Below are 26952 nucleotides of genomic sequence, written 5' to 3' on the forward strand. Positions count from 1 at the left end.
TGAGACAAAAATGTCTCACTTTAAAAGAAACGGCCCTTAAAGGGAGGGCCGCCCAATCAAATATTATTTTTCAGGAACTTTAAGAGATCCATCAAGGATTTTAGCTTTGGCATCTTCGACAGCTTTTTTAGCATCTGCAGAAAGGTTGTCAGTTGTCAAATCAACTCCACCATCTTTCAAGCTATAAGTAATCACTTCACCGCCAGGGAATTTACCGTCAGCAGCTTTTTTAGCCAAGTCTTTTACTGATTCTCCGACTTTCTTCAAGCTTGAAGCCAAGACAAAGTTAGATTTTTTACCATCTTTAGAAGTGTATTCACCTTCAGCTTTTTGGTCACGGTCAACACCAAGAACCCAAACTTTTTCGTCTTCATTTTTCTTCTCGTTCAAGTCTTTTGCTTCAGAGAAGACACCTGCTCCAGTACCACCAGCTACTTGGTAGATAACATCTGCACCTGCAGCGTATTGTGCAGCAGCAATTGTTTTACCTTTAGCAGAGTCACCGAATGAACCAGCGTAGTCTACTTGAACTTTGATAGATGGGTCAACAGATTTAACACCAGCTTCAAATCCAGCGCGGAAACGAGTGATAACTTCACTTTCCATACCACCTACAAAACCAACTTGTTTAGTTTTTGTAGTTTTCGCAGCAGCGATACCAGCAAGGTAACCAGCTTCGTTATCGGCATAAACAGCAGATGCTACGTTCTTTTGTCCTTCAATACGATCATCAATGATGACATAGTTAACATCTTCGTTGTCTTTTGCAGCTTTTTTAACTGAGTCGCTCAAGGCAAAACCAACACCAAAGATCAATTTGTAGTCGTTAGAAACAGCTTCATCAAGGTTTGTCGCATATTGAGATTCATCTGTTGATTGGAAGTAGTCGAATCCGTTCCCTTTAGAAAGACCGTTTTCTTTCCCCCAAGCTTGCAAACCTTCCCAAGCAGATTGGTTGAATGATTTGTCATCCACACCACCAGTATCGGTAATAATAGCAGCTTTCAAATCAGTTTTTGATTCTGAGTTTGCGCTATCTTTTTTAGACGCACGATTTCCACATGCTGCAAGTCCGATAGCAGCGACAGTTACTAGACCAAGGCCTAGCCATTGTTTCTTGTTCATTACTGAACCTCCTAAATTATTGTGCAACATTGTTGCGAAGTATTGAAAGGGTCAAAAGACCGCCTCACAGACCAACTAAGTCAAATCTGTAAAGGAATATGGAAGTAATTCCTTGACCGTCATCACGACCGTCGATTTATCTTTAGATACCAAAGTTACAGGCAGATCAGGCTCAAAAAATTCAGCCATGACCTGGCGACAAGCACCACACGGAGAGATGGGCTTTTCTGTTTGCCCATAGATAATCAGCTCTTTGAACTCGCGAGCTCCCTCAGAAACTGCTTTAAAAATAGCTGTCCGTTCCCCACAGTTGGTTAATCCAAAACTGGCATTTTCGATATTGACACCTGTATAGATCTGGTCATCCTTGGTCACAAGGACTGCACTAACTGGGAAATGAGAATAGGGCACATAAGCATGCTGGCTCACTTCTACTACCAAATTGATCAACTCAGTAGTCGCCATGAGCCACTTTTCCTTCCATGATAGCTACACCAGAGGAAGTTCCGATACGGGTCGCACCAGCTTCGATAAATGCAAGAGCATCTTCATAAGAGCGAGCTCCACCAGAAGCTTTAACACCCATGTCTGGTCCAACCGTTTGACGCATTAAGGCTACATCTTCTACCGTCGCTCCTCCAGTTGAGAAACCAGTTGAAGTCTTCACAAAGTCAGCTCCAGCTGACTTAGCAATCTGACAAGCAACGATCTTTTCATCGTCTGTTAAGAGACACGTCTCAATGATGACTTTGACCAGCTTATCACCGCTTGCTTCGACAACAGCTTGGATATCTTCTTCAACTAGTGCTAAATTCTTAGACTTCAAAGCACCGATATTAATGACCATGTCAATTTCATCGGCACCATTTTGAATAGCATTTTTTGTTTCACACGCTTTGACAAAAGGGGTATTTGCTCCCAAAGGAAAACCAATGACGGTACAAACTTTAACGTCTGAATCGCGCAAGCCCTCAGCCGCAAAATTCACCCATGTCGGGTTCACACAGACACTCGCAAAATCATATGCCTTAGCTTCTTCGATCAATTTTTCGATCTGTTCTTGTTGCGCATCTGGTTTTAAAAGAGTGTGATCGATATATTTATTTAACTTCATACAATCTCCTGAGCTACTTAAGATATTATTTCAATAATTTCTTTAACGCTTTCAGCCCCTTCTAGTATTTTAACATTTTTTTTGAATTCTGTAACGCTTTCTTGTGAATTTTTTTCATTCACGAAAATACGAGCAATGCGTTCCCCTTTTTTAACCTGCTCTCCCACTTTTTTGTCAAATACAATCCCAGTTTCATAATCAAGCGGATCCGATTTGACAGCACGACCAGCACCAAGTCGCATGGCTAACAGGCCAAATTCCATGGCAGGTAAAGCCGCAATGACGCCATCTTGATCTGCTGTTACTTCAAGGACCTGATCTACTTTGACGGGACGATGCAAATCCTCTAAGTCTCCACCTTGTGCCACGACCATTTCTTCAAACTTGGCTAAGGCTTGTCCATTGCTCAAGTGTTCATGAATGGCTTCAATCGATTGATCTACATTGGCCAATTTCAACATGATTTGTGCTAATTCACAAATAAACTCTGTGACATCAGCACGCCCCTGTCCTTTTAGAATATCCAGGGCTTCCAAAATCTCTAAACGATTGCCAATACTGGTTCCCAAAGGTTGGCTCATATCTGTAATGACAGCGATTGTCTTGCGCCCTACGGCATTACCGAGATCTACCATGGTACGAGCTAGTTCACGCGCCTCTTCAATGGTCTTCATAAAGGCCCCTTCGCCAACCGTCACGTCTAAGAGAATAGCGTCTGCACCAGCTGCAATTTTCTTACTCATGACGGAGCTAGCAATCAACGGAATGGTATCCACTGTCGCCGTCACGTCCCGAAGAGCATACAAGAGTTTATCTGCTTTCACAAGTTGATCAGATTGACCAATAACCGATAAGCCGATCTCCTGCACCTGCTGGATGAATTCTTCTTGAGTCCGCTCAATTTGGAAGCCTTTAATCGATTCCAATTTATCGATGGTTCCACCCGTGTGGCCTAATCCACGACCGCTCATTTTAGCAACTGGCACTCCGAAGCTTGCAACCAGAGGTACCAAGACTAAGGTTACCTTGTCTCCCACACCACCAGTTGAATGTTTGTCTACCTTGATTCCTGGAATAGCTGACAGGTCAAACTGTTGCCCTGTTTGGACCATCTTCATGGTCATATGGGAGATTTCTTCTGTCGTCATCCCTTTAAAATAAACGGCCATAGCAAAAGCGGACATTTGGTAATCTGGAACTGTTCCAGCCACATATCCCTCAATCAGCCATTCAATTTCTTCTTTGTTTAAGGCAAGACCATCTCTTTTTTTCTGAATGATATCTACAGCTCTCATGATTCTTTCTCACTTCTTAAAATATAATAGCCTTTGTCTTTTTTTACGATCTCACAATTGCCAAACGTCTCTTCCATCTTGGCCTTAGCACTTGGAGCACCTTGCTTTTTCTGAATGACAATGGTCAAGTCTCCACCTGGCTTCAAATGATCAAAACTACCCGTAATCACCTGATGCACCACTTTCTTACCGGCTCGGATCGGCGGATTACTGATCACATGGTCAAAGACCCCTTCAACCGCTTCATAGACATCCGAAGAAAAGATCTGAGCTTCCACGCCATTTCGGCTGGCATTTTTCTTAGCCAAGTCTAGCGCCCGCTCATTGACATCCACCATGGTCACGGCGACTCCCTGTGCTTTAGCTAGAGAGAGGCCAATTGGACCATAGCCACAACCGACATCAAGAACGCTTTCCCCTTCTTGGAAATCCAGGGCTGATAAGAGCACCTGGCTTCCATAATCAATCATTTTTTTACTAAAGACGCCCGCATCTGTATAGAAATTCATCTTTTGTCCCAATAAAACAACAGCCAGATCATGAATATCATGGGCTGCATCTGGGTTTACATCGAAATACATTTTACTCATAAGGTTATTTTATCATAATTCACTCCTTTTTTAAATCGTTTACATGACCTCTAAAAATTGGTATACTAAAGACTACAATAGGAGTGACATATGGACAAAGAATTTCTACATTTTGAAAAAATTAATCGGGAAACGTGGCAAAATTTGCACCGCAAAACCACCCCACCTCTCTCTCAAACAGAGCTCAATTCTATTAAAAGCTTTAACGACCGCATCAACCTCCAGGATGTACGTGACGTCTACCTGCCTTTGACAAACCTGATTGGAATCTACAAGCGTTCCAAAGAAGATTTGGCCTTCTCAAAAGGTATTTTTCTTCAAAAAACGAGTGAACGCCAACCCTTTATCATTGGGGTTTCAGGGAGCGTTGCGGTTGGAAAATCCACCACTAGCCGTCTCCTTCAAATCCTGCTGTCACGAACCTTTGAAGGCTCGACAGTAGAATTGGTGACAACGGATGGCTTCCTCTATCCAAATGCTATCTTAAAAGAACAAGAGATCCTCAATCGAAAAGGATTTCCGGAAAGCTATGATATGGAATTGCTCCTTGATTTTCTCAATCAAATTAAAAACAACAAGAGCGTAGAAATCCCTGTCTATTCCCACGAAATATACGATATTGTTCCAGATGAGAAGCAAACCATTTTACCAGCTGATTTTGTCATTGTCGAAGGGATCAATGTCTTTCAAAATCCACAAAATGACAGTCTCTATATGACCGATTTCTTTGATTTTTCGATCTATGTGGATGCTGCAGTGGATGATATCGAATCTTGGTATCTCGATCGCTTCCAAAAACTCCTTACATTAGCTCAGAATGATCCCAATAACTACTACTATCGATATACAGAGCAACCCCTAGAAGAAGTTTTAAGCATAGCCCATCAGGTCTGGGAATCCATTAATTTAGTCAACTTGCAACATTACATCCAACCAACCAGAAACCGGGCTGATCTGATTCTCCATAAAGCAACCAACCATGAAATCGACGAAATTTATCTCAAACGTTAGATAAAATGGCCTGTTAACGGTACTTTTTTAAGGAAAAGCTATTTTAGGCTTGTCAAATCTTAACTTTTCATATATAATGAGATAGTTAGATTATCAATGGAGGTGAATAACTTGGCAAACATTAAATCAGCTATCAAACGCGCTGAATTGAACGTTAAACAAAACGAAAAAAACTCAGCTCAAAAATCAGCTATGCGTACTGCAATCAAAGCTTTTGAAGCAAACCCATCTGAAGAACTTTACCGCGCTGCTAGCTCAGCTATCGATAAAGCAGAAACTAAAGGTTTGATCCACAAGAACAAAGCTAGCCGTGATAAAGCACGTCTTGCAGCGAAACTTGGTTAATCAAGAACAGCATAAAAATCAAGCTCTCCGGAGCTTTTTTTGTGCCTATTTTTTGAGAGGTGCTTATGAAAATTGTTATTATCGGCTATTCTGGATCTGGAAAGTCTACTTTGGCTGAAAACTTAGCCCGCCACTACTGCATTCCCAAGCTACATATGGACACCCTTCAATTTCAACCCGGTTGGATAGACAGTGACCGGGATTGGATGGAAGGTGAGATGAGACAGTTTCTCAGCGATCATAAAGACTGGGTCATTGATGGTAATTACTCTTGGTGCTGCTATGAGGAAAGAATGGAGCAAGCCGACCAGATTATCTTTCTCAACTTCTCTCGTTGGAACTGCCTCTTTAGAGCCTGGAAACGATACCGCCGTTATAAAGGCCAGGTCCGTGAGAGTATGGCGGCAGGTTGCCCCGAACGCTTTGACTGGGAATTCATCCGTTGGATCCTTTGGGACGGACGAACAAAAAGTGCCAGAGAAAGGTATCAAAACATCCACTCCACCTACCCCGAAAAATTTATCTCTCTCAAGAACCAAAAAGAGCTGGATGAGTTTCTAAAAAACATACAATAAAAAGGTTGGGATATCTATCCCAACCTTTTCTTATTTATCAACGTAATCGCCACCGGTAAAGCCATAGTATTCTTCCAGACTCAAGCCTGAATCTGCGATATCTTGTGCTTCTTTTCCGATATAGCGGAGATGCCAGCTTTCTGGCATGTAGCCTGTCACTTTTTCTTTTCCTTCTTGGTAACGAACCACAAAGCCATATTTAGCGGCGTTCTTGAGCAACCACTTACTTGGTCCAGGTTCTGTCACCAGATTCCCACTGGTATCGATCAAGTCAAAGGTCAAACCAGTTTGGTGTTCACTATAACCCGGTCTTGCAGAATAACGATCGGCGGCTTCCTGACCATCTTGATTGACATAGTTTTGATAGAGGCCAACTTGGGTATCGTAACTACGAAAACCACTATATTGGTCACTGATCGGATAACCTTCTGCCTGCATAGCTGCGATTAATTCATGAAGAGCTGAAACAGCTTCAGGATCTTCACCTGGATTAAAGTCAGGCGACAAGGGATAATGTTTGTTGGCGATCATGACCTCACCATATTTCCCTTTGACACTATAGTAAGAACCATTGTAGCTGACACCAGAGTCCACTTTCACATCTGACTTACCAGCTTTTGACGACTCTTCTTTGCCAGTCTCTTTTGACGTATCCTTTGCTGAAGACATTTCTTTGGAAGACTTGGTTTGCGTTTGTTTGGTTTCTTCTTTTGCAGAAGATTTAGAACTAGTGGATTGAGATTGGGAGCAAGCTGTCAGGGTTAACAAGGCAACTGTCACCAACGTTAATTTGGAAAATCTTGCTTTCATGGAAATCTCCTATGATTCTTTTGTTACGACAATATCCGTGATCACATAACTTGCACCTACTTTTTTCAAAGTATAAGTTTTGTACTTGCGGTTTTGTGAATCTGGATGACTATCTGTATAATGCACAGTAAAGTCTTCATAAGTCTTGATCGTCACCACACCATTTTCTTCAGTGACACTTTGAATATCCAAAGCTCCTGGAGTATAGTAGTCAATTTTAGCCTTTCGAACACCATCACCCGTTGTGAATTCAACCATGTCTTTGTAGGCTTGACTTTGTGTGTCATAGTATTTAGAGTAAGTGTTATTTCGATTTGAAACTGAGCTAAAGACAGCGTCGCGGTACTCTTTCAAGAACTCTTCTGCCAAGGTTCGATTTTGTTCTTCTTTGGCTGCTTGCGCTTTCTTAGCATCTTGAGCACTCTTGATGCGTTTTAAGGTATCTTTGGCTAGTTTGAGTTCGATCGGATCGTTCTCACCCTCTTCAATCGTCACCTTAGCCTTTTCAGTTGTATAGGTTTCCCCATTCATGTTGAAGACAGCATGTACTTCAATTTCTTGATAAGGGATGCTATCCACTTCAAAGGTTGTGCTGGTTCCGACTTCTTTGCCGTTGACCACAACCTTCACATCCGTTGGGTTTTCAACTTCATCTGGGAACTCAACTTCTAAATTGCGTTTCTCAGAATTCAACTGCAATTCTAAGTTATTCTTTGTTGCTTTTTTAGGATTGAGATGGATCTTAGAAGTAACATTTCCGACTTCAGTTTTAGCAGTCAATTCCATTTCTTTTGTATTGTAATGGAAAGAACCAAGGTCTGTCACTGCATCTTTCTTCAAGGTCACGGTTTTATTGGCAGCCACTTTGAGTTTGGCTTGGTCCAAATTGGTCTTGACCTTCACTTGCACTGGATAGCTGGCCACACGGTATTCTTGGAAGATTCCAAATTTCTTGTCCGCCTTTTCCAAACCAAAAATCTTGTTTCCAGATTTATCCGTATAGCTGCCTTCTCCACCATTATCGATGATCTTGTTCAACTCTGTACCGATATCGATCCCTTGATCTTCCATGCTGGTGATAAAGCTTTCGGCTTCATCCTTTGTCCATTTATCGTTATCGGTTGAAAGCAGATCTGCTGCTTCGCGATAATCCTTGGTGTCCACTGCCTTAATAAATTTATCTGCAGTCACTTCGACACGTGTTGTAGACTGGAAGTAAAAGAAGGATGCCACCAAAGCGATCACAAGGACTGCAATAGCAGAAATAATCCCAATTTTCTTCTTGGAAAGTTTCTTTCCACCCTTCGTTTTAGGGGCCTTTTGTTTTTTCTGAGCTGGACCTGCTTCTGTGACATTTGGACCAGCAAAGACCTGCGTTTGCTCAGCAGCAAGTGGAGTCGTAAACTCTTGAGTCGGCTGTTGAGGGACATATTCCTGTGTTTCTTCTGTTGCATCTGGGGTCGCAAATTCTGCTTCAGGCACAGGTCCTACAAAAAACTCGAAGTTTTGACTTTTAGCCGCGGTAAATTCTTCTGCACTTGGCTTGCGGCCATAGGTTTCTTCAAAATGTTGCAACCAAGCCTGACGAGCTGCTAGAAGTGGATCGACATTCTTCACTTCTTCAACTGGTTCAACCACTGGTTCCTCGACAGGAGCGACTTCCTCAGATTGTGCATTTCCTGCGATAGACTGAATTTGTTTCAAATCAAATCCACAAGCTTTCCCAGCCATAAACTCTTCTGGTGACGGTTTGCGACCGATCACTTTTTCAAATAATTCAACCCATTTCTTTTGCATGGATCTCTTCTCCCTCATTATAAAATAGGGAAAGTGGGTTCCCCCACCTTCCGTTTTGTGATATTGTTAGAATCCAAAGTTAGAGAAATTTGGAGCACTTGGAATAAATCCTACGGCTACTTGTTCTAAAATACGAGCATTCACATAAATGACAAAGATGGCAATGAGAAGCAAGACAACAGATGATGCTACTAGAAGCAAGAATTTATCTGCTTTAAAGCTTGTCTTATTCAATCCTTGATGAACGACATAGCATGTTCCAACAAAGAACAAGAAGAAAATAAGGAAGTTTACAAAGCCATAAAATTCATAAACTTTTACAAGACCTACTAAGAAAGCAAGAAGGGCAAGTGGCAAAGTGTAAACAGACAAACGTCCAAACTCTTCAAATGAACGACCGTAACTGTATTCCTTATCTTGAAGAACCACACGACGAACAAAGAATCCAGCTACTTGGAAGGCGTAAACGCTAAAGAATAGGGAAATCAATGTCAACATAAAGGCACGGAAATCCATTCCATAACCACCTGTAGCTCCACTAGCTGTGAAGAAAGTTGATAGGGTCAAGACAAAAGCAGTCAAGACATACTGTAAAATTCCGTTAAGAGCTTTTGGATTTTCTACAGCCGTTGGACGTTTCAAAGCTGAAAGGAACCAATTCCAGTAACCACCAACGGCTACACCAAATTGACTTGGTTGGACAGGATAAGGTTGCCCTGGTTGACCTTGGTAAGGAGCTTGTTGATAAGCTGCTTGAGTAGGTTGTTGGTAGGCTTGTTGTGGAGCTTGTTGGAAAGCAGGTCCATTCGCTGGAGCAGCTTGAGGGGCCGGTTCTTGAACTGGAGCTGCTACTGGTTCTTCAACAGGTGCAGTTGGTGCTGCGACAAACTCTGGAGCTTGAGGAGCTGCTACTGGTTCTTCTGTAGGTGCAGTTGGTGCTGCGACAAATTCTGAAGCTTGAGGAGCTGCTACTGGTTCTTCAATAGGTGCAGTTGGTGCTGCGACAAACTCTGGAGCTTGAGGAGCTGCTACTGGTTCTTCTGCAGGAGCTGCTGGTGCTGCAACAAACTCTGGAGCTTGAGGAGCTGCTGGCGCTGCAACAAACTCTGGGGCTTGTGGAGCAGCAACTGGTTCTTCCACAGGTGCAGTTGGTGCTGCGACAAATTCTGGGGCTTGTGGGGTTTCTGGAACCACTACTTCTTCTTGAAATTCTCCTGCAGCCAGTGCTTGAGCAATTTCTTCTGCACTAGCAGAACGACCATTTACGGCTTCGAAATAATCCAGCCAATCTTGTTTTGACATAATGAATCTCCTTAACTATTGTTTATACTAGGGTATTATACAAAATTTCTGAACCATTTTCAATGAAAGACTGGAAAATCCCTGTAATATCTTTTGAAAAACATACAAATTCTACTCATTTTTAGAAATTAGTAAAGAAAACGACCTCTTTTCAGAGGTCGTTTTTTAGGATTCAAATGCATCCATGCCACCTTGGACGTTGGTCACATCATAGCCTTGCTCTTCCAAAAATTGGCAAGCACGTGCTGATCGACGACCTGACTTGCAGATGACATAATAGGGATGATCCTTCTCTAATTCCTGGTAGCAATCTGCTAACTCAGATAAGGGAAGAAGGCGAACCCCATCTAAGTGAAGGGCATCATATTCCTCCTGCTCGCGTACATCAAGAACGTGTATGTTCCCTTTTTGATAAGCTTGGTAAAAGCTTGAAAATGGAATTTCTTTCATGATTTCTCCTTTGTTATGGAAGGGTTAGGATTTCATAGTTAAAGCCAATAGACTCTAAAAATCGGAACAAGTCTTGGGTTTTAATAAAGATCGTCTTTTCATTGGTATTGGGATGGAAGGTCATGATCTCCTCTGACACAATATCTTTATCGAAATAGACCCGAATATCTCTTTCTTCATTGTTCAATAAACCAAATGGAGAAACCGTTCCTGCTGGTAATTGCATTTTTTCAGCTAAAGAATCTGCTGAAGCCATGCGGATCCGGTTGGCTTCCACTTGCTCTTTGAAATCATCCATATCCAATGGCTTCTGGTCATCCATGATCAGCAAATAGTATTGAGTTTTCTTCTTGTTGGTCAAAAACATGGTCTTGGTCCGGACACCTTCTAGGCCTTCAATATAAGAATCCGCTTGCTCCGTCGTGAATGCAGGTGGGTGTTCCACCACGTCAAATGAAATTCCTAACTCGTCTAATTTTTCTTTAACTTGTTGATAAGGATCCATAACCTTTCTCCTTTATTTTTGAATGATCTTTTGAACCAATGCTTGCAATTCTGGGACCACTTCTGCCTCAAACCAAGGATTTTTAGCCATCCAGATTTGATTGCGAGGGGAAGGGTGAACAAGTGGAAAATAGGTTGGCAAATAATCTTTAAAATGGTGAACCCGTTCGGTTACCTTGCCACTAACCTTTTCATGAAGGTAGTATGCTTGGGCATATTGTCCAATTAAGAGGGTTAACTCAATATCCGGACACTCCTTGAGAAGTTGAGGGTGCCACTTTTCCGCAAAGCCTTTGCGAGGTGGAAGGTCACCAGATTTTCCATGCCCTGGGAAATAAAAGTCCATAGGAATGACCGCAAACAAACCAGAATTATAAAAGGTGTCTTCGTCAACTCCTAACCATTCGCGCAGGCGGTCACCACTCTTATCCTTCCAGTAAATCCCAGCTTCCTCCGTCTTCATTCCTGGAGCCTGTCCAATAATATTGATACGAGCAGTTTTTGGAGCTGCAAAGAGTGGCTCAATTCCTTTATCCGTATATGCTTTATTTTGAGGATCTGCCATAATGGCTTGTTTAATGCTTTCAATCGTTGACATAAGTCCTCCTTCGATGGAAAAACTCAGCCAGAAAAACTGGCCGAGTAGTGGATTATTTGATTAGTTCATAGATAGCTTCTGCGTAAATTGCAGCTGCACGATAGAGATCTTCGACATCTGCGAACTCATTAGCTTGGTGCATGGTATTGACATAGTCTGGGAACATAGCACCAAAGGCAACCCCACGTTTCAAGAGACGACCAAAGGTACCACCACCGATCACTTGTTCGTGTCCTTTGAGGCCAGTTTGTTTTTCGTAAACACGCAAGAGAGTGGATACCAATTCGTCATCCATCGGAACATAGTGAGGTGTGTGACCATGAGCGGACAAGCTTACTGTAGCTACTCCTTCAATCTTTTCAAGGGTGGACTTGATGGTTTCAGGATCTGTACCTTGAGGGTAACGGATATTGAGGGCAATAGTGTTGTCTGCTTGGCTGTCATCAAAATGGAAGACACCTGCATTCATACTCAATGGTCCCATTTTGGCATCTGTATGGGCAATTCCTAATTTTTCACCAGCAAAATCTTCGTGAAGAAGTGAAGCTGTCACATGAAGGTAAGCCTTAGCAGCACCACCAAAATCAAATTGGTTCAACAAGAGAGCCAAGTAGGTCGCACCATTAATTCCATCTTCAGGAGTTGATCCGTGAGCAGATTTCCCAACAATCGTAACGGTATAGGTTTCTTCATCGACAGTTGAAATTTCATACTTGAGTTGGTGTTCCTTGGCAAAGGCATCTAAGAGGCCAGCAAGATCTGGTAGTTGTCCAGAAACTACTGCAGTCGCTGACTCTGGTACCATGTTTTCACGAAGTCCACCTGTAAAGCTATGGAGATGAGCACTTCCTGTGTTATCATTTCCAAAATGAAGGTACTCAGTGATGTTTCCTTTTTCTCCATTGATGATTGGGAATTCCGCATCTGGTGAGAAGCCAAAATCTGGCTCAGGAAGTCCGACGTTTTTGAAATAGTAATCCATGTCGCCCCAGCCTGATTCTTCATCCGTACCGACAACAAAGCGCACGCGCTTAGAAACAGGGAGTCCTAGGTCTTTAATGATCTTCAAACCATAGTAGCAGGCCATTGTAGGCCCTTTATCATCAGACGAACCACGCGCATAGAGCTTGCCATCGATAATTTCTGGTTTGTATGGATCCGTCTTCCAGCCACTACCTGCAGGCACGACATCCATATGGGCAAAGATCCCAAGTTCTTCTTCTCCTTCACCAAAGGTAAAGTGACCGGCATAATTGTCGACATTCTTGGTTTCATAGCCATCACGTTTAGCAATTTCCAAGAATTTTTCAAGAGCTTTTACAGGACCAGGTCCAAAAGGATGCTCTGCATCTGCCTTGCTGTCATCGCGTTCAGAATTGATTTCCAAGAGGCTGTATAGGTCAGCCATCATCTCATCGCGACGTTTTTCTACTTCTGCTTTAAAGTCAACTGTTGTCATGAATTCCTCCTCGATCTTCTATTTGCTAATTGGCTTAGCGTTTGTCAATGATTTCGTCCACTGGTAAGCGATAGCTTGGCTCTACTTTTTCAGCCGCATAGCCAACCGTAATCAAGACTTCCGGACGGAAACGCTCTTCGATGTCCAATACTTCATTGATTTTCGATTTATCAAATCCCAAAATAATATTGGTTCCAATGCCTTGGTCTGTCAAAGCAAGTACCAAGTTCATAGCCACAAGACCGGCATTCAAAGCCAAGTAATCACTTGTTTGTTGGGCATCATAGCGCGCAAATTCAGCAGGAAGATTTTGCATAAAGTATTGCAACTGCTCATCTGTGAAGTTTTTCACCCCACCGACACGTGCAATCTTGCGAGCCCGTTTTTGCAAATCAGTATCTGTAAAGAGGGCGATGGTCACAGGAGCTTCCATGACTTGATCGTAGTTTGCACCATAGGCTAATTTTGCCAATTCCGCATTTTTTTGACGAACGACCACAAATTTCCAAGGCTGGCTATTGTGGGCACTAGGGGCCAAGGTTGCGATCTCAATGGCAGTCCGTACATCCTTTGGATCGACCGGTTGGTCAGTGAAATGCTTGATCGCATGGCGTTTTTTATTGAGCTCTAGAAATTTCATAAGCTTCTTCCTTTTCTATTTCTGTTACCTCTATTTTAACACAAAATGAAAGAGCTTGCAGGGTTTTACAGCCTAAGATTGTGAAAAAAGAAGCGGACATTTTGAAGATCCGCTTCTTTTTTATAGATTGAATACACAAGAGATCTACCTATGATTCATTGGAAAGATTGAAATAGGCAGCTACTTCTTTGCCATAACCGTATTTCTCAATTAAGCTAGTTAGGAGCTCGATGTTATGGCCCCGATAGTTATCCTCGCGTCTCAATTCTTCGTACATCTCAATAAAAGGAAGACCTTTGTCCTTAGCATCTTGGAGCTCTGCTTCATAGTCATAGGCCACCTTACGAAATTGCAGGTTGGTCACTCCGTCTTCTTCGACATCGATTAGAGCATACTGAGCTCTGTGGTTTTGAATTGGTTCCCAGTCAAAATAAGGCATGCCAATAGTCCCCGGATTGAGGATCTGCTGACCCTGGCTGCCATAGCGAAGCAACTGCTTGTGGACATGACCGTAGATCGCCATATCCGTCTGGTCATCCAGCAATTGGTCAAAGTTCTCCGTCGCATTTGCTGGACGTAAATCTCCACCATAATTCTTTTCTGGCAAATTGTGGGTCAGTGAAAAGCGAATACCATTGACCTCCTTCTTCTCTACCAATGGAAGGGCGCGAAGCCAATCGATCCGCTTAGGATCTAGTCCTTCCATGAGGTACTGAGTAAGACGGAGAAGCTGGATCTCCTGTGGATCCTCAAGTCCGTACTCGCCATCCAAGGCCTCTAGGACACAATCGTCCCAATTTCCACGAACAGCCGCTGTAATCGGAATCGCATCCAGTAACTCAAAAAGGTCATCTCTTCCAGGCCCCGGAAGCAAAATATCCCCTAAAAGCCAGTATTCCGTCGCGCCTAGAGCACGCGCATCCGCAATCACTGCCTCCAGGGCTGTCGTATCTCCGTGGATATCAGATAAAATAGCGATTCGATGGTTCATTTTAAACTCCTTATGATTGGTATGATTCAGAATCCTCCGCCACTTCCATCAAGAGACTTGCTTCTTCTTGCTTTCCTTGATGGAGCTTGGCTTGCACTGCCTCCGCTACTGCTCGTGGGATGCCGACTGTGACAATCTCATCTACAGTGGCCTCTTTGATCTTGGTCAGTGACTTAAAGTGCTTCATCAGCAACTGCTTGCGTTTTGGTCCCAAGCCTTCAATGCCATCTAGCTGAGAAGAGAAGGAATTTTTAGAACGAAGCTGTCGGTGGAAGGTGATGGCGAAACGGTGGACTTCATCCTGGATCCGTTGGAGGAGGAAAAATTCCTGCGAAGTCCGAGAGAGTTCGATGACTTGAAGGGGATCACCGAAGAGCAATTCATGGGTCTGGTGCTTGTCATTCTTTTGTAGCCCTGCAATGGGAATATCTAGCCCCAACTCGTCTTGGATCACTAGCTTAGCAATATTGACCTGGCCCTGACCCCCATCGATGACGATCAGATCTGGTGGCGTCAGGCCATCCCGCATGACCCGGCTGTAGCGTCTGCGGATGACCTCCCGCATGCTAGCATAGTCATCTGGTCCGACGACGGTCTTGATCTTGTACTTGCGATAGTCCTTTTTGCTTGGCTTCCCATTGACAAAGACCACCATGGCTGAGACCGGACTGGTCCCCATGATGTTGGAGTTATCAAAGGACTCAATGCGCACAGGGGTTGGAATTTGCAGGAGTTTTCCAAGGTTTTCAATAGCACCTTGAGTCTTTTCCATGGATTTTTCAAGGAGATTGAACTTCTGCTCCAGACTGACACGCGCATTCTTGATGGCCAGATTGACCAACTGCTTCTTCTCCCCTCGCTGGGGCTTGAGGATCTTGGTATCTACTAGGGCCTTGACCGCTTCCTCATCGATATCTTGAGGGATCAGGATTTCATTGGGGATCAGGTGGGATTTCTCCTGATAAAACTGCCCCACATAGGTCAAGAAATCCTCGTCCGGATCATTGTAGTATGGGAAAAGATTGACGTCGCGCTCGATCAGCTTGCCCTGACGGACAAAGAAGACCTGCACACACATCCAGCCCTTGTCCACGTAGTAGCCAAAGACATCCCGGTTCTGCAAATCCTTGGCCATGACCCGCTGTTTGGTCCGCAGGGTCCCGATGGCCTGGATCAGATCACGATACTCAGCCGCCCGTTCGAATTCCATGTTTTGCGCAGCAGTATTCATCTTGAGCTTGAGCTCATCGATAATCTTGTCATCCTGCCCCTTTAGGAAATCAGAAACCTCCTGCGCCATACCCTTGAAATAGGCCTCGTCCTTGTGGCAGACTGTGTGGGCCATACATTGCCCTAAATGGTAGTAAAAGCAGACCTTGGAAGGCGGATTGGTACACTTGCGGAAAGGGAAAATTCGGTCCAAAAGCCTCTTGATCTCATTGGCCGCTCCCACATCCGGATAGGGACCGAAATAGAGACCACCGTCCTTTTTGACCTGGCGCGTGATGATGAGACGCGGATAGCGCTCATTGGTAATCTTGATGAAGGGATAGGACTTGTCGTCCTTGAGCATGATATTGTACTTGGGCTTGTTTTCCTTGATGAGGTTGATCTCAAGAAGCAAGGCCTCAATATTGGACTCAGTGACGATAAACTCAAAATCTACAATCTCAGATACCAGCGCTTCTGTCTTGGTATCATGGCTCCCTCTGAAATAGGACCGCACCCGATTGCGGAGATTTTTGGCCTTCCCCACATAGATGATGGTACCATTCTTGTCTTTGTGAATGTAACAGCCCGGACTCGTCGGCAAGAGCTCGAGCTTGGATTTAATCAAGTTATTCATACTCTCTATTATATCAAAAAAGAGAGGCGCTTACCTCTCAATTGTATGTATCCAACTTTACATCCTCAGCCTTTGAGATTAGCCATCTGGAAGATCGGAATCACATAAGGAACAATAGACATCAGGATAGTGAATAGCACGAAGAACCAGAACCAGAAGGAAGCGAGGGCACGCTGGAAAACTCCCGGTTGAGGTTTATTGGCTTGAATATAAGCCTTGATAGCTGGCCATTTAGTCGCAAGAACCACTATCATGACAATGGAACCAATAGCTAAAACACCAATTTGGAGCCAATTCGCTAGTCCCTCGTCCACATGATAGGCCACATAATGCAAGCCTTGGGAAATCACAAAGTTATTGAAAATGTGATAGAAAATAGCCCACCAGATATTGTATTCAAAGGCAATGTAGCCGAAACCTAGACCAATGATACTTGCGAAAAAGAGCTGGTCAAAATTGGCATGGAAGAGACCAAACAAGATAGCCGTCATGACAATAGCAAAAATCTTCCCATACCGTTCCAAGCCTCGCAAGCCGGCCCCACGGAAGAAGAATTCCTCTGTGATAGGACCAAAAAATCCAGCATACAAGAGCATGGTCCATGATCGCTCAATCGTATCTCCTAGATCTGGTGTTGGAGAATGAAGGCCAATGGTCTCAAACATGCGCTCAATCACTTGTGTCATCACAGATGAAAAGACTTGAGAAAAGCCAAGAAAGGCGAGAAGAATAAAGAAGACTGAAAGTGTCATCTTACGTCCCTTATGCTTAAGATCATATTTATAAAGGGCCTTCTTGCGATAGGCATTAAAAAGAAAGAGTCCAATGGAAATAGAGATGAGGTAGGGAATACCAGCCCAAACATTCAGGGCGTTTAGTTTCTCCGTTACTTGACTTGGATCTTTTCTGAGAGAGCCTGCTATGGTCAATCCAAGGAGGACTTCCCACAGGACGGTTACCAAGGTCATTACCAAGAGATAAATGGCAAGTGTCCCGGAATACCTTCCTATATCTTTTTTAGGGTCTAATAATCGGTTGTATTGGTTCATTTCTTCCTCCTAGAAAAGAGATAAAAACTCGCACACATTCCTTCGTATAAGATAAAGAAAATCAAAAAGGCATGCATAAAGTAGTCTTCTGGTAATGCAAGAATAATCGAATCCACGCGCGGATCAAAGAGCCAAGTATTGTCCCCAGCAAATAAGACCTGATGAAAGAGCGTAAAGAATTGATCAAAGCCAATCATAACAGCCACCACTGCAATCACCACTGGTAAAACCATCATACAAAAGAAGAGACTACGGTACAAGGTAAGGTAGCCTTTTTTGACGACTGTCCGCATAAACTGGATAAAACCAGGGAGAGTGACTATGAAAACGACCGTCACTAAGTGAAATAGGTACTTGACAGCCTCAAAATGGTGCAGTCCATTTTTTGAAGAGGGGAATTGAGGCATCTTCAACACCCATTGAAACGGATTAGTCAAGTAGTTCATCAAGACATTAAAATTCTTCATGATGACAGTAGCCGAAAAACCAGTCCGGCTTTGAATCCCCAACCAATGAATCTCCATGGGATAGAGGGCCCAAGCGAGAGCAATGGTGAGAAGGATGGTAGCTGACAAGATAAAGAAAAATAGGTTAATTGATTTCAGACTTTTAAGCATCAAAATCCCACTCCGCTAGACTGGCAACAACATGTGTCGGTGAAATTGGTAAGGTTGGCACTTCTTCTGGTTTGGTAAAACCTGTCGTTACCAAAAGGGTTGGAATCCCATTGTCAATACCTGCACGAATATCTGTTAGGTAGTTGTCGCCAACCATAACCACTTCTTCTCTTGCAAGACCCAGGTGTTCAATGGCCTTATCCATAATGATGGCCTTTGGTTTGCCAATGATCACAGGCTCGACCCGTGTCGCAGCCTCTACAAGCGCAATCAAGGATCCTGCACCTGGCAGCAAGCCACGCTCTGTTGGAATGTTCAGGTCCGGATTGGTCCCAATAAAGTGCGCTCCCTTTTGAATCGCCAAGGTCGCAAGAGCAAACTTCTCATAATCCACTTGCCAATCGAGGCCAATCACCACATAATCAGGTGCTTCTTCATCCATGATATAGCCAGCTTCTTCAATAGCATCTTTGAGCCCCGCTTCTCCGATCACATAGACCTTTTTGCCCAAATTTTGGTCATTCATGTAGTCAATGGTCGCAAGGGTAGCTGTATAGATAGTCGAAACTGGGGTTTCAATATTGAAATGAGTGGCCAGCATATCCCGAACAGTCTCTGGTGTGCGGGTTGTATTGTTGGTCACAAAGAGATAGGGAATCTCACGCGCCTGCAGTTCATGAACAAAAGCTTCTCCTGCAGGAATTCGTGATTTTCCTTTGTAAATAGTGCCATCCAAATCAATCAAATAGCCCTTATAGTGCATTTATTCTTCCCTTTCTGTGTCAGCTTCTTCATGAAACTTCTCTGCATCGACTCGTCCACCAGAACCATATAAGAGCAATGCTCCAGCATAGAGGACAAATTGTAACACCAAACCTGTAAAATTAATCCCTTGACTTCCCGATTGGGTGAACAAGAAGGATGCTACCATGAGGATGACAATGGTCAATAACAAGCCTATCACGGTTGCCTGATCCACACTGATTTGATAAACCGTGCGTTTAGTGCTCCGATTTTTCCCGTCAGACTTAGTTTCTGGTTGCAAATTCTCGACAAAATCCGTCACTAAGGTCGCAGCGAGGCTGACTGTTGTGCTAAAGAGCACGCCTTGAGACAAGCGGTGATAGAAATTGGACCAGAAGGATCCTGATTGGCTAGTAATCCCAATCGAGAAGATCATGACCGGTAAAAGAAAGGCCAAGGTGAAATGGATCCAGACCCGATACCAGCGTATATCTTCTCTTAAAAAGCGATTAAAACTCTCTAAATTCAAGCGATAGCGGAAAAATTTATAAATTTCCTCTACCAGGATGATGCCCAAAGCACAAAGAGTCAAGAGCCAATCTCCCAACATGTACAAAGGGTTCTTTTGACGCTTGGCATAGGCCACAACCCGTTTTTGATAGCTTTCAAGTTCCTGTTTTTTATTTTTTAATCTTCTACTTTCCATAATTCCAACCCTTTTCTTCTACTTCTTCCCACTCAATTTCAGCTTGGGCATTGATCTGACTATCTGAAGTAATTTGGTGCTGAGTTTTCAAGCCCTCTTGTTCATATTGAGAGGTGATGAGACCTCCTGCTAGCACTTCTTTGACATATTTTAGATGAACTTTTTTCGGGATATGATGGGTCAAGAAGTCTGCTCCCATCACCTCAAAAACCCAGTCCAAGTACTTGCTATTGTTGACATGTCCGTTCATATCCAAGTCGTAAAACCGAACCCGGTATTCTTGTTCCACGCCACCTTCTAATTCTTTGAAACGGGGACCGCGGAGCATGGTTTTTGAAAATTCAGAGTCAAAGGCATCCGTGATTTCACTCATAACAGGATGAACCTTGCGTGTATCACGATCCATCAAGACAAAGGTCGCGACCATCTCAATGATAGTATTTCCTGCTTCATCCTTGATATTAAAGGCCCGGTAGCAGAAAAGTCGATTGTGACTCTTGGCATAGGTTTCAATAGTGATTTTCTCATCAAAAACAGGGAGACGCTCGATCTTCATATTGTAATCCGTGATAATCCAGACTAGATTGTAATTCTCTAGAATGTACATATCACTCATGCCCAGCTCAATCGATTGCATGCCTGATACCTGCAAAGACAGCAAGATCAATTGCGGAATTTTTATAAATCCATTGACATCGCTCATATCAAACGGAATTTTCATGCTGTATTCAAATGTTTTTGCCATTTTCTACTCCAAAATAAACTTCTCTGCTACAGTGTCTCCTAAAAAGAGACCTTTCTTGGTCATTCGTACAATGTCCTTGTCAGGTACCAAAAGGCCCTGCTGGATCAATTTCTCAACCACTGATCCATATTGTTGGTCAAAATTCACACCAAACTTTTCTTCAAAACGCTTCTTGGAAACGCCTGTTTTCTTACGTAGTCCTAGAAACATCTCTTCCTCCATCATTTCTGTCTGAGTCAGATGCTCTTCTTGGACACGCGCATTTCCCTCTTCGACAGCCTGCATATAGTGACGAATGGGGCCATGATTCTTGTAGCGAATCCCATCGACATAGCCGGATGCTCCAGCTCCCAAACCATAATACTCGGCATTGTCCCAATACATGAGATTGTGCCGACTTTCAAAACCAGGCTTGGAGAAATTAGAAATTTCGTAATGCTCAAAGCCCGCACGCTCCATCTCCTGAATAATGTATTCAAACATCTCCGCTTCCATCTCCTCTTTAGGTAGAGGAAGCTTGCCCCGTCTCATGCGATTCATAAAGACCGTGTGATTCTCCAGAATCAAGCTATAGAGACTCATATGGGGAATATCAAGGGCAAGAGCCTTAGCGACATTTTCCTGGACCTGCTCCATGGTTTGCGTCGGAAGCGCATAGATGAGGTCGATCGAAATATTGTCAAAACCAGCCAGCTTCAGACGATCGATATTGTCATAGATATCCTGCTCCTGATGGCTCCGACCAATCTTTTTGAGCAAGCGATTATCAAAGGTCTGTACGCCCAATGAAACCCGATTAACCGGCGAATCCTTCAAGACAGCAATCTTATCCGGATCCAAATCACCAGGATTGGCCTCGATAGTCAGCTCTTCCATCTGAGACAGATCAAGCGACTTAGTCAGCTCCTTGAGCAGATAGGCTAGCTGATCCGCAGTTAAGGCTGTCGGTGTCCCACCCCCAATATAGAGAGTCCGTAAATTTGTGATTTCTTCCCGACGAAATTCTTGGATCAAATGATCCAAATAAGCATCGACCGGTTGGTTCTTGATAAAAACCTTCGAAAAATCACAATAAAAACAAATCTGGGTACAAAATGGGATGTGGACATAAGCGGACGTTGGTTTTGTATGCATACCTTTAATTATACCATAAAATCCCCCTAAGTCCGAAAAGAAAAGGGAATAAGAAGCTAGGAATTCCTTGACAAGAAGGAATAAAAGGAATAGAATGAATTTAATCATATTCGGAGGTAAGGAGATATGAACAACTAAGTTTCGTTAAATAAAATACTTTATTTAGTGGACTGCTTGTTCTATCTCTTTTTGTGTACCCTCTTGCCTATTCTCCAACTTCTTGTTGGCTATATTAGATCTTTTTCTGTTTGGGTTCCACTTGAATACAGCTCTACTAAATAGGTAGAGCTGTTTTTTGTCCCAGTAGAAAGGAATCTTATGCTAAAACTATCCCACCTCACCATCCGCCATACAAAAGATTTACGCGATCTGGTTCGCGATCTGTCCTTAACCATTCATGAAGGAGAAAAAGTTGCCATTATTGGCGAAGAAGGAAATGGAAAATCTTCTTTGCTTCATGTCCTCATGTCCCCAAAATCCCTACCAGATTATCTGACAATAGAAGGCGAAATCACCACTTCCTTTCACTCCTATGCCTATATTCCCCAGTCTTTGCCAGAAGCATTGAAGGGAAAAACATTGGAAGAATATTTTTTTGGAGAAGACGAGCTAGACTATGCCACCCTCTACAGACTGGCTGATCAATTGCATTTTGATAGCGACCGCTTTGCAAGCGACCAAGCTATTGGAAGTCTATCTGGAGGAGAAGCCCTCAAAGTTCAACTACTTCACGAACTTTGTCGTCCTCATGAATTACTATTTTTAGATGAACCTTCAAATGATCTGGATTTGAAAACCCTGGACTGGCTCCAGCAGATGATTCAAACAAGCCCCCAAACCATCCTATTTATTTCCCATCATGAAGATTTTTTGACGCAGACGGCGGATACGATCATCCACCTAAGACAGATCAAACACCGCAAGGAGGCTGAAACCATTGTAGAGCACTTAGGTTATCAAGACTACAGTAGCCAGAGGGAGCAACAATTCAAGCAACAGACTCAGCAAGCTGCCAATGATCAACGAACCTACCGAAAAACAATGGAGAAGCATCGTCGCGTCCGTCAGCAAGTCGAAACTTCCTTACGAAACACCAAGGATAGCACTGCCGGACGTCTCCTAGCAAAGAAAATGAAGTCCCTCCTCTCACAAGAAAAGCGCTACGAGCGGGAATTCCAATCCATGACTTCCCAACCCTATGATGAGGAAGTCATCAATCTGCATTTCCCTCCCCTCACTCCCTTGTCTCCTAAAAAACGATTCCTTCTCTTAGATCAGGAAGAGCTCACAATTGGTGATCGGGTCCTGGTCAAGGACCTCTCCCTTACTCTTCAAGGGCAGGACAAGATAGGAATTATCGGTTCCAACGGTGTGGGGAAATCCACTTTCCTAAAAATGATATGGAAAAGTCTACAGAAGAATGAAAGTATCCGCACTGCCTATATGCCTCAAGATTACACTGAACGCCTCCCTCTGACTCAGACACCCGTTCAATTCTTACAGCATTCAGGCGATCGTGAAGAAATCAACACCATTCAATTGCATTTAGCCTCCCTCAACTTTACCTATTCTGAAATGCACCATCCGATCTATGAACTTTCTGGTGGCCAGCAAGGAAAACTCTATCTCCTTCAACTAGTGCTCACAAGTCCCCAGTTTCTGCTCTTGGACGAGCCTACTCGCAATTTTTCCCCCACTTCCCAACCAGAAATTCGACGCCTTTTCGCAGACTACGCAGGCGGACTAGTCACGGTCTCTCACGACCGGACCTTCCTCAAAGAAGTCTGCCAAAAAATCTATCGTCTGACCGAAAATGGTTTGGTAGAAATAGAGTCGCTCTAACGTAAAAAAGATTGGCAAAAAAACCAATCTTGGAGAACGTAGAAAAAATGTTCTATTATACAAATCCTATAAAAATATATTAGTCAGTGTTATCCAATCCTCTATTGGAACTTTCCGCCGTGAGAAAAGTGCTTGAAACAGGATTGTTTCAAGCACTCGGGAGTTTTGAAGCCTTAGATTCAAAACTAAGTCATGGAACTTCTATGAAGTTCGCTGACGTCCGTTCTCACCTAAGGAAAGTTTCTAAGAGGACTATATCTTCAACTTGAAAGATTGGTAAAAACCAATCTTTTTCTATTCCTTCGCTGCCTCTTGTCCCATTTCTTGGGTACGTTTATAGGCTGCTTCCACTCCAGCAATGATGTCGCCCCGTATGCCGACTTGTTCCAGGCGATTGACTCCTGCAATAGTAGAGCCACCTGGGCTACAAACTGCATCTCGCAAGCGGGCTGGATGCTCGCCTGTCTCTAGGACCATTTGACTGGCTCCTTGGAAGGTCTGTGCAGCCATCTGCAAGGCTTGCTCTCGTGAAAGTCCTAATCCTACTCCTGCATCTGCCATAGCTTCAATCATCTGATAGACAAAGGCTGGCCCACAGCCTGCGACAGCAGTTGCAGGATCCATCAATTTTTCTTCAATTTCATAAAGAACCCCTGCTCCTGCTAAGAGCTGGATCACTTTAGCTACCTGCTGGTCTGTCACTGCTTGGGAGCGGGCCAGACTGATAACACCTTGACCAATGGCCACAGGCGTATTGGGCATGATGCGAACGAGACCCACCTGGTCGTTCTGGATCACGTCAGCCATCTTTTCTAGTTCCAAACCTGCAGCCATGGAAACCAGTAAGAGATTAGAGCGTTGGGCCAAGATGCCCTGGTACTCTTCTAAAAGAGGGCAGATCTGATAGGGTTTGACCCCTAAAAAGATTACTTCAGCTTCTTGAAAGACTTGTCCAAGATCAGACGCCGTTCCCCCATACTGGCTGATAAACTCTTGCACCTTTTGAGGAGAACGATTGAACAAGAGCAGGTCTTGCGCGTCCACTTCTTTTGCGACTGCTTTGGCTAAACTAGCCCCCATGTTTCCAAGACCGATAAATGCAACTTTCATTTCTTACCTCACTTGACCATTTCCACTGACGATATATTTGTAACTGGTCATTTCCCGTAGTCCCATTGGTCCACGCGCATGGAGTTTTTGGGTCGAGATCCCCATTTCACAACCTAGGCCAAATTGACCCCCATCTGTAAAGCGTGTAGAAGCATTGACATAAACCTCTGCTGAATCTACTTGCTTGGTGAAACAAGCGGCTGTCTCAGGATTTTCAGTCACAATGGCATCCGAATGATGGGTGCTATGAGCTTCAATGTGGTCCACCGCTTCCTCCACTCCGTCAACAACCTTGACTGCTAAAATATAATCTAAAAATTCGGTATCAAAATCCTGTTCCTGTGCTGCTGTCCCAGAAATGATTGCCTGAGCTTGCTCATCTAGGCGCAACTCAACGGATCTTTCCCGATCATCCACTAAACGCTCTTTGACCAAAGGCAAGAAATCAGACGCGATCGCTCGATCCACCAACAAGACCTCCATGGCATTGCAGACGGATGGGCGGCTGGTCTTAGCATTTTCAATAATGGCGAGGGCTTTCTGGAAATCAGCCTCCTTGTCCACATAGACATGGACTATCCCAGTTCCTGTCTCGATCACAGGGACAATGGCATTTTCAACCACCGCTTGGATTAAGCCAGCACCACCACGTGGAATAAGCAAATCTAGATAGCCCTTAGCCTTCATCATAGCAAGGCTAGAAGCTCGACTCGTATCTTGGATCAGTTGGAGAAGATCTGGATTCAGTCCTGCTTCTTCCAATCCAGCCTTGAGAGCTGTCACGATTGCTTGTGCAGAATGAAAGGCATCCTTTCCAGTACGAAGGACTACTGCATTTCCACTCTTGATGGCAAGCGCTGCAGCATCTGACGTTACATTTGGACGGCTTTCATAAATGATCCCGATGACGCCCATAGCGACTCGAACTTTCTGGATTTCAAGACCATTTTCCAAGACTTCCGTATCCAGCACTTCCCCAATTGGATCTGGCAGGTCTATTAAAGCACGAATTCCTTGTGCCATACCGGCAATCCGCTCTTGATCAAGAAAGAGGCGATCCAGCATGACTTCAGAAATCTTCCCGCGTGCCGCTTCCATATCGATTTGATTGGCTGCTAAAATGGCTTCAGTTGCTTTTAAAAGCTGGCTAGCCATGGCCTCCAAGGCCTGATTTTTAAGAGCTGTACTGGATGTATTGATGCTTTTCTTAGCTGATTTCGCTAAGGCTAATTGTTCTTGTGTTGTTCCCATACGTGTTCCTCTAGAATTCTGTAAAGAGTAGGTCAATCTCAGGAGTTACCGAGATCCAATCATCCCGGTGGATGAGGATTCCCTTAGCTTTTTTAGATTGGAGCAGATCGCGCACAGCTGATTGGCCGAGACGGACCTTGCCTTTTCCTAGTAATTGACCAGTCTCTTGATGATAGACGCTGACAATTTCGTGATAAGAAAAATCTCCTTCTGCCTTGGTCACACCAGAAATCAATAGACTCTTTCCATGATCCAACAGGGCTTGCGCTGCTCCAGCATCCACCCAAACGGCACCTTTGCTTTCTGCATAAAAGGCTAGCCATTGCTTCTGGGTTTTTAAACCCTTATCCTCTGCAAGGAAGTAACTTCCATCTGCTTGCTCTTCTGCTGCTTCGATCAAGGCATCAGACTTGAGAGACGAGCAAATATAGACAGGAACCCCTGACTCGGTCGCAAGGGTGGCTGCCTTGAGTTTGGTCATCATACCGCCAGTCCCATTGCTACTGCCAGCACCACCTGCCATCTCGATCATCTCGCGAGAAATGTGGTCGATTCGATCCAAGCGCTTAGCTGTTGGATCCTGAGAAGGATTGGCTGTATAGAGGCCATCTACATCTGTTAAAAGCACCAAAAGATCAGCTTGAACCATGGCTGCAACCTGCGCACTCAAGGTATCATTGTCACCAACTTTTAACTCAGCAATCGAGACTGTATCGTTTTCATTGATAATCGGAATGGCCCCACGATTAAGCAAGACAGATAGGGCATGGTGGGCATTCTTATAACGGCGCTGATCCGCAAAGTCATCCTGGGTCAACAAAATCTGCGCAGAAACAATGTTGCGTAAGACCAGGTTGGCTGTATATTCTTCCATCAGTAAGCCTTGCCCAACTGCCGCAGAAGCTTGCTTGTCTGCCACCTTGGTCGGCCGTTTCTTAAAACCAAGGGCACCAAATCCAGCAGCGACAGCCCCTGATGAGACCAAGATCAACTCATGATCTGATTCATGTAAGAGAGCCAACTGCTGGGTAATGATCTTGACCTTTTGTCTGGAGAGACTCCCGTCTGGATTGGTCAAAGACGAGGTCCCTACTTTAAAGACGATTCGTTTTGCTTTCATCGCTGTGTTTCTTTCTAATACTATTTATTTCGTATCTAATGAAAGTGAGGCTGGACAAAAACTGTCCAGCTCTCTATGTTTGATAGTAATAACTGCATGACGCAGTGGTTGATTGGCATCTTTGTTCGCTTTTTAGGCTCCAAAGATAACCTAATCAACTGTGCGGGGGTGGGAAAACGAAC

28 protein-coding genes are annotated in these 26952 nt (G+C 43.9%); 4 read left to right on the plus strand and 24 right to left on the minus strand.

From position 1 onward, the window contains the following. Nucleotides 1–63 precede the first annotated feature (63 nt). The 5 genes from HMPREF2893_RS07905 to HMPREF2893_RS07925 form a co-directional block, all read right to left on the minus strand. Complete coding sequence (locus HMPREF2893_RS07905; protein WP_021153357.1) at nucleotides 64–1125, minus strand: BMP family lipoprotein; 1062 nt, start codon at nucleotides 1123–1125, stop codon at nucleotides 64–66. A gap of 75 nt (nucleotides 1126–1200) precedes the next feature. Beyond that, nucleotides 1201–1590, minus strand: a complete 390-nt coding sequence (locus HMPREF2893_RS07910; protein ID WP_070675610.1) for a cytidine deaminase — start codon at nucleotides 1588–1590, stop codon at nucleotides 1201–1203. Further along, on the minus strand, nucleotides 1577–2239 hold the full coding sequence (deoC, locus tag HMPREF2893_RS07915; protein ID WP_021153359.1) for a deoxyribose-phosphate aldolase: 663 nt from the start codon (nucleotides 2237–2239) through the stop codon (nucleotides 1577–1579). Before deoC ends, HMPREF2893_RS07910 begins: the two co-directional genes overlap by 14 nt. A 17-nt stretch (nucleotides 2240–2256) precedes the next feature. After that, entirely contained in the window at nucleotides 2257–3534 is a 1278-nt protein-coding gene (locus HMPREF2893_RS07920; protein ID WP_070675612.1) for a pyrimidine-nucleoside phosphorylase, read from the minus strand. Beyond that, nucleotides 3531–4124, minus strand: coding sequence for a class I SAM-dependent methyltransferase (locus HMPREF2893_RS07925; protein WP_070675615.1), 594 nt, complete (start codon nucleotides 4122–4124; stop codon nucleotides 3531–3533). The genes HMPREF2893_RS07920 and HMPREF2893_RS07925 overlap by 4 nt, the downstream gene beginning before the upstream one ends. A 90-nt stretch (nucleotides 4125–4214) precedes the next feature. Between HMPREF2893_RS07925 and coaA the strand changes: the two genes are divergently transcribed. The 3 genes from coaA to HMPREF2893_RS07940 all read left to right on the plus strand — a co-directional run bounded on the left by coaA (nucleotide 4215) and on the right by HMPREF2893_RS07940 (nucleotide 6055). Beyond that, a complete protein-coding gene (coaA, locus tag HMPREF2893_RS07930) occupies nucleotides 4215–5135 on the plus strand; it encodes a type I pantothenate kinase (protein ID WP_070675618.1) in 921 nt (306 codons plus the stop codon). 96 nt (nucleotides 5136–5231) lie between these two features. Further along, nucleotides 5232–5480: a 30S ribosomal protein S20 gene (gene rpsT, locus HMPREF2893_RS07935; protein ID WP_003007640.1), complete on the plus strand. Its 249-nt coding sequence runs from the start codon at nucleotides 5232–5234 to the stop codon at nucleotides 5478–5480. 65 nt (nucleotides 5481–5545) lie between these two features. Further along, on the plus strand, nucleotides 5546–6055 hold the full coding sequence (locus tag HMPREF2893_RS07940) for a DNA topology modulation protein (RefSeq protein WP_070675621.1): 510 nt from the start codon (nucleotides 5546–5548) through the stop codon (nucleotides 6053–6055). Between the two features lie 30 nt (nucleotides 6056–6085). Here HMPREF2893_RS07940 and ldcB read toward each other — a convergent pair whose 3' ends face one another. From ldcB to hemW, 16 genes are all read right to left on the minus strand, one after another. Further along, entirely contained in the window at nucleotides 6086–6865 is a 780-nt protein-coding gene (ldcB, locus tag HMPREF2893_RS07945; RefSeq protein ID WP_024055653.1) for an LD-carboxypeptidase LdcB/DacB, read from the minus strand. A gap of 9 nt (nucleotides 6866–6874) precedes the next feature. Continuing rightward, the gene (locus HMPREF2893_RS07950) at nucleotides 6875–8662 is read right to left on the minus strand and encodes a TcaA second domain-containing protein (RefSeq protein ID WP_024055652.1); all 1788 of its coding nucleotides are present in this window, start codon (nucleotides 8660–8662) and stop codon (nucleotides 6875–6877) included. A 66-nt stretch (nucleotides 8663–8728) separates the two neighbouring features. Continuing rightward, complete coding sequence (locus tag HMPREF2893_RS07955) at nucleotides 8729–9964, minus strand: DUF6574 domain-containing protein (protein WP_070675624.1); 1236 nt, start codon at nucleotides 9962–9964, stop codon at nucleotides 8729–8731. A 165-nt stretch (nucleotides 9965–10129) separates the two neighbouring features. Next, entirely contained in the window at nucleotides 10130–10414 is a 285-nt protein-coding gene (locus HMPREF2893_RS07960; protein WP_024056128.1) for a rhodanese-like domain-containing protein, read from the minus strand. Between the two features lie 13 nt (nucleotides 10415–10427). After that, the gene (locus tag HMPREF2893_RS07965) at nucleotides 10428–10919 is read right to left on the minus strand and encodes a prolyl-tRNA synthetase associated domain-containing protein (RefSeq protein ID WP_070675626.1); all 492 of its coding nucleotides are present in this window, start codon (nucleotides 10917–10919) and stop codon (nucleotides 10428–10430) included. Between the two features lie 12 nt (nucleotides 10920–10931). Further along, on the minus strand, nucleotides 10932–11516 hold the full coding sequence (locus HMPREF2893_RS07970; protein ID WP_070675629.1) for a uracil-DNA glycosylase family protein: 585 nt from the start codon (nucleotides 11514–11516) through the stop codon (nucleotides 10932–10934). 52 nt (nucleotides 11517–11568) lie between these two features. Then, nucleotides 11569–12975 carry a dipeptidase PepV gene (pepV, locus tag HMPREF2893_RS07975; RefSeq protein WP_070675632.1) on the minus strand — a complete coding sequence of 469 codons (1407 nt, stop codon included), beginning with the start codon at nucleotides 12973–12975 and terminating at the stop codon, nucleotides 11569–11571. 34 nt (nucleotides 12976–13009) lie between these two features. Continuing rightward, nucleotides 13010–13615, minus strand: a complete 606-nt coding sequence (locus HMPREF2893_RS07980) for a nitroreductase family protein (RefSeq protein WP_003001591.1) — start codon at nucleotides 13613–13615, stop codon at nucleotides 13010–13012. Nucleotides 13616–13763: 148 nt separating this feature from the next. Next, entirely contained in the window at nucleotides 13764–14606 is an 843-nt protein-coding gene (locus tag HMPREF2893_RS07985) for a metallophosphoesterase family protein (RefSeq protein ID WP_070675635.1), read from the minus strand. 10 nt (nucleotides 14607–14616) lie between these two features. Beyond that, nucleotides 14617–16452 (minus strand): excinuclease ABC subunit UvrC, encoded by a 1836-nt coding sequence (uvrC, locus tag HMPREF2893_RS07990; RefSeq protein ID WP_070675638.1) that lies wholly within the window; start codon nucleotides 16450–16452, stop codon nucleotides 14617–14619. Between the two features lie 65 nt (nucleotides 16453–16517). Then, on the minus strand, nucleotides 16518–17501 hold the full coding sequence (locus tag HMPREF2893_RS07995; protein WP_049485450.1) for a CPBP family intramembrane glutamic endopeptidase: 984 nt from the start codon (nucleotides 17499–17501) through the stop codon (nucleotides 16518–16520). Further along, nucleotides 17498–18118 carry a TIGR01906 family membrane protein gene (locus HMPREF2893_RS08000; RefSeq protein ID WP_070675641.1) on the minus strand — a complete coding sequence of 207 codons (621 nt, stop codon included), beginning with the start codon at nucleotides 18116–18118 and terminating at the stop codon, nucleotides 17498–17500. The genes HMPREF2893_RS07995 and HMPREF2893_RS08000 overlap by 4 nt, the downstream gene beginning before the upstream one ends. Next, entirely contained in the window at nucleotides 18111–18881 is a 771-nt protein-coding gene (locus HMPREF2893_RS08005; RefSeq protein WP_070675644.1) for a TIGR01457 family HAD-type hydrolase, read from the minus strand. Before HMPREF2893_RS08005 ends, HMPREF2893_RS08000 begins: the two co-directional genes overlap by 8 nt. Next, nucleotides 18882–19568 (minus strand): hypothetical protein, encoded by a 687-nt coding sequence (locus tag HMPREF2893_RS08010; RefSeq protein WP_021153378.1) that lies wholly within the window; start codon nucleotides 19566–19568, stop codon nucleotides 18882–18884. Next, nucleotides 19558–20313 (minus strand): acyl-ACP thioesterase domain-containing protein, encoded by a 756-nt coding sequence (locus tag HMPREF2893_RS08015; RefSeq protein WP_049491865.1) that lies wholly within the window; start codon nucleotides 20311–20313, stop codon nucleotides 19558–19560. Before HMPREF2893_RS08015 ends, HMPREF2893_RS08010 begins: the two co-directional genes overlap by 11 nt. Before the next feature lie 3 nt (nucleotides 20314–20316). Further along, the gene (hemW, locus tag HMPREF2893_RS08020) at nucleotides 20317–21447 is read right to left on the minus strand and encodes a radical SAM family heme chaperone HemW (RefSeq protein WP_003007699.1); all 1131 of its coding nucleotides are present in this window, start codon (nucleotides 21445–21447) and stop codon (nucleotides 20317–20319) included. Nucleotides 21448–21765: 318 nt separating this feature from the next. Here hemW and HMPREF2893_RS08025 point away from each other — a divergent pair, with 318 nt between their 5' ends. Then, on the plus strand, nucleotides 21766–23289 hold the full coding sequence (locus tag HMPREF2893_RS08025) for an ATP-binding cassette domain-containing protein (RefSeq protein ID WP_070675646.1): 1524 nt from the start codon (nucleotides 21766–21768) through the stop codon (nucleotides 23287–23289). A 294-nt stretch (nucleotides 23290–23583) separates the two neighbouring features. Here HMPREF2893_RS08025 and proC read toward each other — a convergent pair whose 3' ends face one another. The 3 genes from proC to proB are packed head-to-tail and all read right to left on the minus strand — an operon-like array spanning nucleotide 23584 to nucleotide 26770. Further along, nucleotides 23584–24399 (minus strand): pyrroline-5-carboxylate reductase, encoded by an 816-nt coding sequence (proC, locus tag HMPREF2893_RS08030; RefSeq protein WP_070675649.1) that lies wholly within the window; start codon nucleotides 24397–24399, stop codon nucleotides 23584–23586. A 3-nt stretch (nucleotides 24400–24402) separates the two neighbouring features. Then, nucleotides 24403–25650 carry a glutamate-5-semialdehyde dehydrogenase gene (locus HMPREF2893_RS08035; RefSeq protein WP_070675652.1) on the minus strand — a complete coding sequence of 416 codons (1248 nt, stop codon included), beginning with the start codon at nucleotides 25648–25650 and terminating at the stop codon, nucleotides 24403–24405. Between the two features lie 10 nt (nucleotides 25651–25660). Then, a complete protein-coding gene (gene proB, locus HMPREF2893_RS08040; RefSeq protein ID WP_070675654.1) occupies nucleotides 25661–26770 on the minus strand; it encodes a glutamate 5-kinase in 1110 nt (369 codons plus the stop codon). Nucleotides 26771–26952: the final 182 nt, after the last annotated feature.

Origin of the sequence: Streptococcus sp. HMSC072C09 (assembly GCF_001813105.1) — a bacterium.
Taxonomy (GTDB): domain Bacteria; phylum Bacillota; class Bacilli; order Lactobacillales; family Streptococcaceae; genus Streptococcus.

Bases quoted from the DNA above. Each gene is read 5' to 3' on its own strand.
- pepV (WP_070675632.1), bottom strand. From the start codon at position 12,975: ATGACAACAGTTGACTTTAAAGCAGAAGTAGAAAAACGTCGCGATGAG.
- HMPREF2893_RS07960 (WP_024056128.1), bottom strand. From the start codon at position 10,414: ATGAAAGAAATTCCATTTTCAAGCTTTTACCAAGCTTATCAAAAAGGG.
- coaA (WP_070675618.1), top strand. From the start codon at position 4,215: ATGGACAAAGAATTTCTACATTTTGAAAAAATTAATCGGGAAACGTGG.
- HMPREF2893_RS07965 (WP_070675626.1), bottom strand. From the start codon at position 10,919: ATGGATCCTTATCAACAAGTTAAAGAAAAATTAGACGAGTTAGGAATT.
- HMPREF2893_RS07920 (WP_070675612.1), bottom strand. From the start codon at position 3,534: ATGAGAGCTGTAGATATCATTCAGAAAAAAAGAGATGGTCTTGCCTTA.
- HMPREF2893_RS07995 (WP_049485450.1), bottom strand. From the start codon at position 17,501: ATGAACCAATACAACCGATTATTAGACCCTAAAAAAGATATAGGAAGG.
- HMPREF2893_RS07985 (WP_070675635.1), bottom strand. From the start codon at position 14,606: ATGAACCATCGAATCGCTATTTTATCTGATATCCACGGAGATACGACA.
- HMPREF2893_RS07950 (WP_024055652.1), bottom strand. From the start codon at position 8,662: ATGCAAAAGAAATGGGTTGAATTATTTGAAAAAGTGATCGGTCGCAAA.
- HMPREF2893_RS07955 (WP_070675624.1), bottom strand. From the start codon at position 9,964: ATGTCAAAACAAGATTGGCTGGATTATTTCGAAGCCGTAAATGGTCGT.
- HMPREF2893_RS08025 (WP_070675646.1), top strand. From the start codon at position 21,766: ATGCTAAAACTATCCCACCTCACCATCCGCCATACAAAAGATTTACGC.
- HMPREF2893_RS07905 (WP_021153357.1), bottom strand. From the start codon at position 1,125: ATGAACAAGAAACAATGGCTAGGCCTTGGTCTAGTAACTGTCGCTGCT.
- HMPREF2893_RS08035 (WP_070675652.1), bottom strand. From the start codon at position 25,650: ATGGGAACAACACAAGAACAATTAGCCTTAGCGAAATCAGCTAAGAAA.
- HMPREF2893_RS07925 (WP_070675615.1), bottom strand. From the start codon at position 4,124: ATGAGTAAAATGTATTTCGATGTAAACCCAGATGCAGCCCATGATATT.
- HMPREF2893_RS08005 (WP_070675644.1), bottom strand. From the start codon at position 18,881: ATGCACTATAAGGGCTATTTGATTGATTTGGATGGCACTATTTACAAA.
- HMPREF2893_RS07970 (WP_070675629.1), bottom strand. From the start codon at position 11,516: ATGTCAACGATTGAAAGCATTAAACAAGCCATTATGGCAGATCCTCAA.
- uvrC (WP_070675638.1), bottom strand. From the start codon at position 16,452: ATGAATAACTTGATTAAATCCAAGCTCGAGCTCTTGCCGACGAGTCCG.
- HMPREF2893_RS08015 (WP_049491865.1), bottom strand. From the start codon at position 20,313: ATGGCAAAAACATTTGAATACAGCATGAAAATTCCGTTTGATATGAGC.
- proC (WP_070675649.1), bottom strand. From the start codon at position 24,399: ATGAAAGTTGCATTTATCGGTCTTGGAAACATGGGGGCTAGTTTAGCC.
- rpsT (WP_003007640.1), top strand. From the start codon at position 5,232: ATGGAGGTGAATAACTTGGCAAACATTAAATCAGCTATCAAACGCGCT.
- ldcB (WP_024055653.1), bottom strand. From the start codon at position 6,865: ATGAAAGCAAGATTTTCCAAATTAACGTTGGTGACAGTTGCCTTGTTA.
- HMPREF2893_RS07910 (WP_070675610.1), bottom strand. From the start codon at position 1,590: ATGGCGACTACTGAGTTGATCAATTTGGTAGTAGAAGTGAGCCAGCAT.
- HMPREF2893_RS08000 (WP_070675641.1), bottom strand. From the start codon at position 18,118: ATGCTTAAAAGTCTGAAATCAATTAACCTATTTTTCTTTATCTTGTCA.
- HMPREF2893_RS07980 (WP_003001591.1), bottom strand. From the start codon at position 13,615: ATGAAATTTCTAGAGCTCAATAAAAAACGCCATGCGATCAAGCATTTC.
- HMPREF2893_RS07940 (WP_070675621.1), top strand. From the start codon at position 5,546: ATGAAAATTGTTATTATCGGCTATTCTGGATCTGGAAAGTCTACTTTG.
- HMPREF2893_RS08010 (WP_021153378.1), bottom strand. From the start codon at position 19,568: ATGGAAAGTAGAAGATTAAAAAATAAAAAACAGGAACTTGAAAGCTAT.
- proB (WP_070675654.1), bottom strand. From the start codon at position 26,770: ATGAAAGCAAAACGAATCGTCTTTAAAGTAGGGACCTCGTCTTTGACC.
- deoC (WP_021153359.1), bottom strand. From the start codon at position 2,239: ATGAAGTTAAATAAATATATCGATCACACTCTTTTAAAACCAGATGCG.
- hemW (WP_003007699.1), bottom strand. From the start codon at position 21,447: ATGCATACAAAACCAACGTCCGCTTATGTCCACATCCCATTTTGTACC.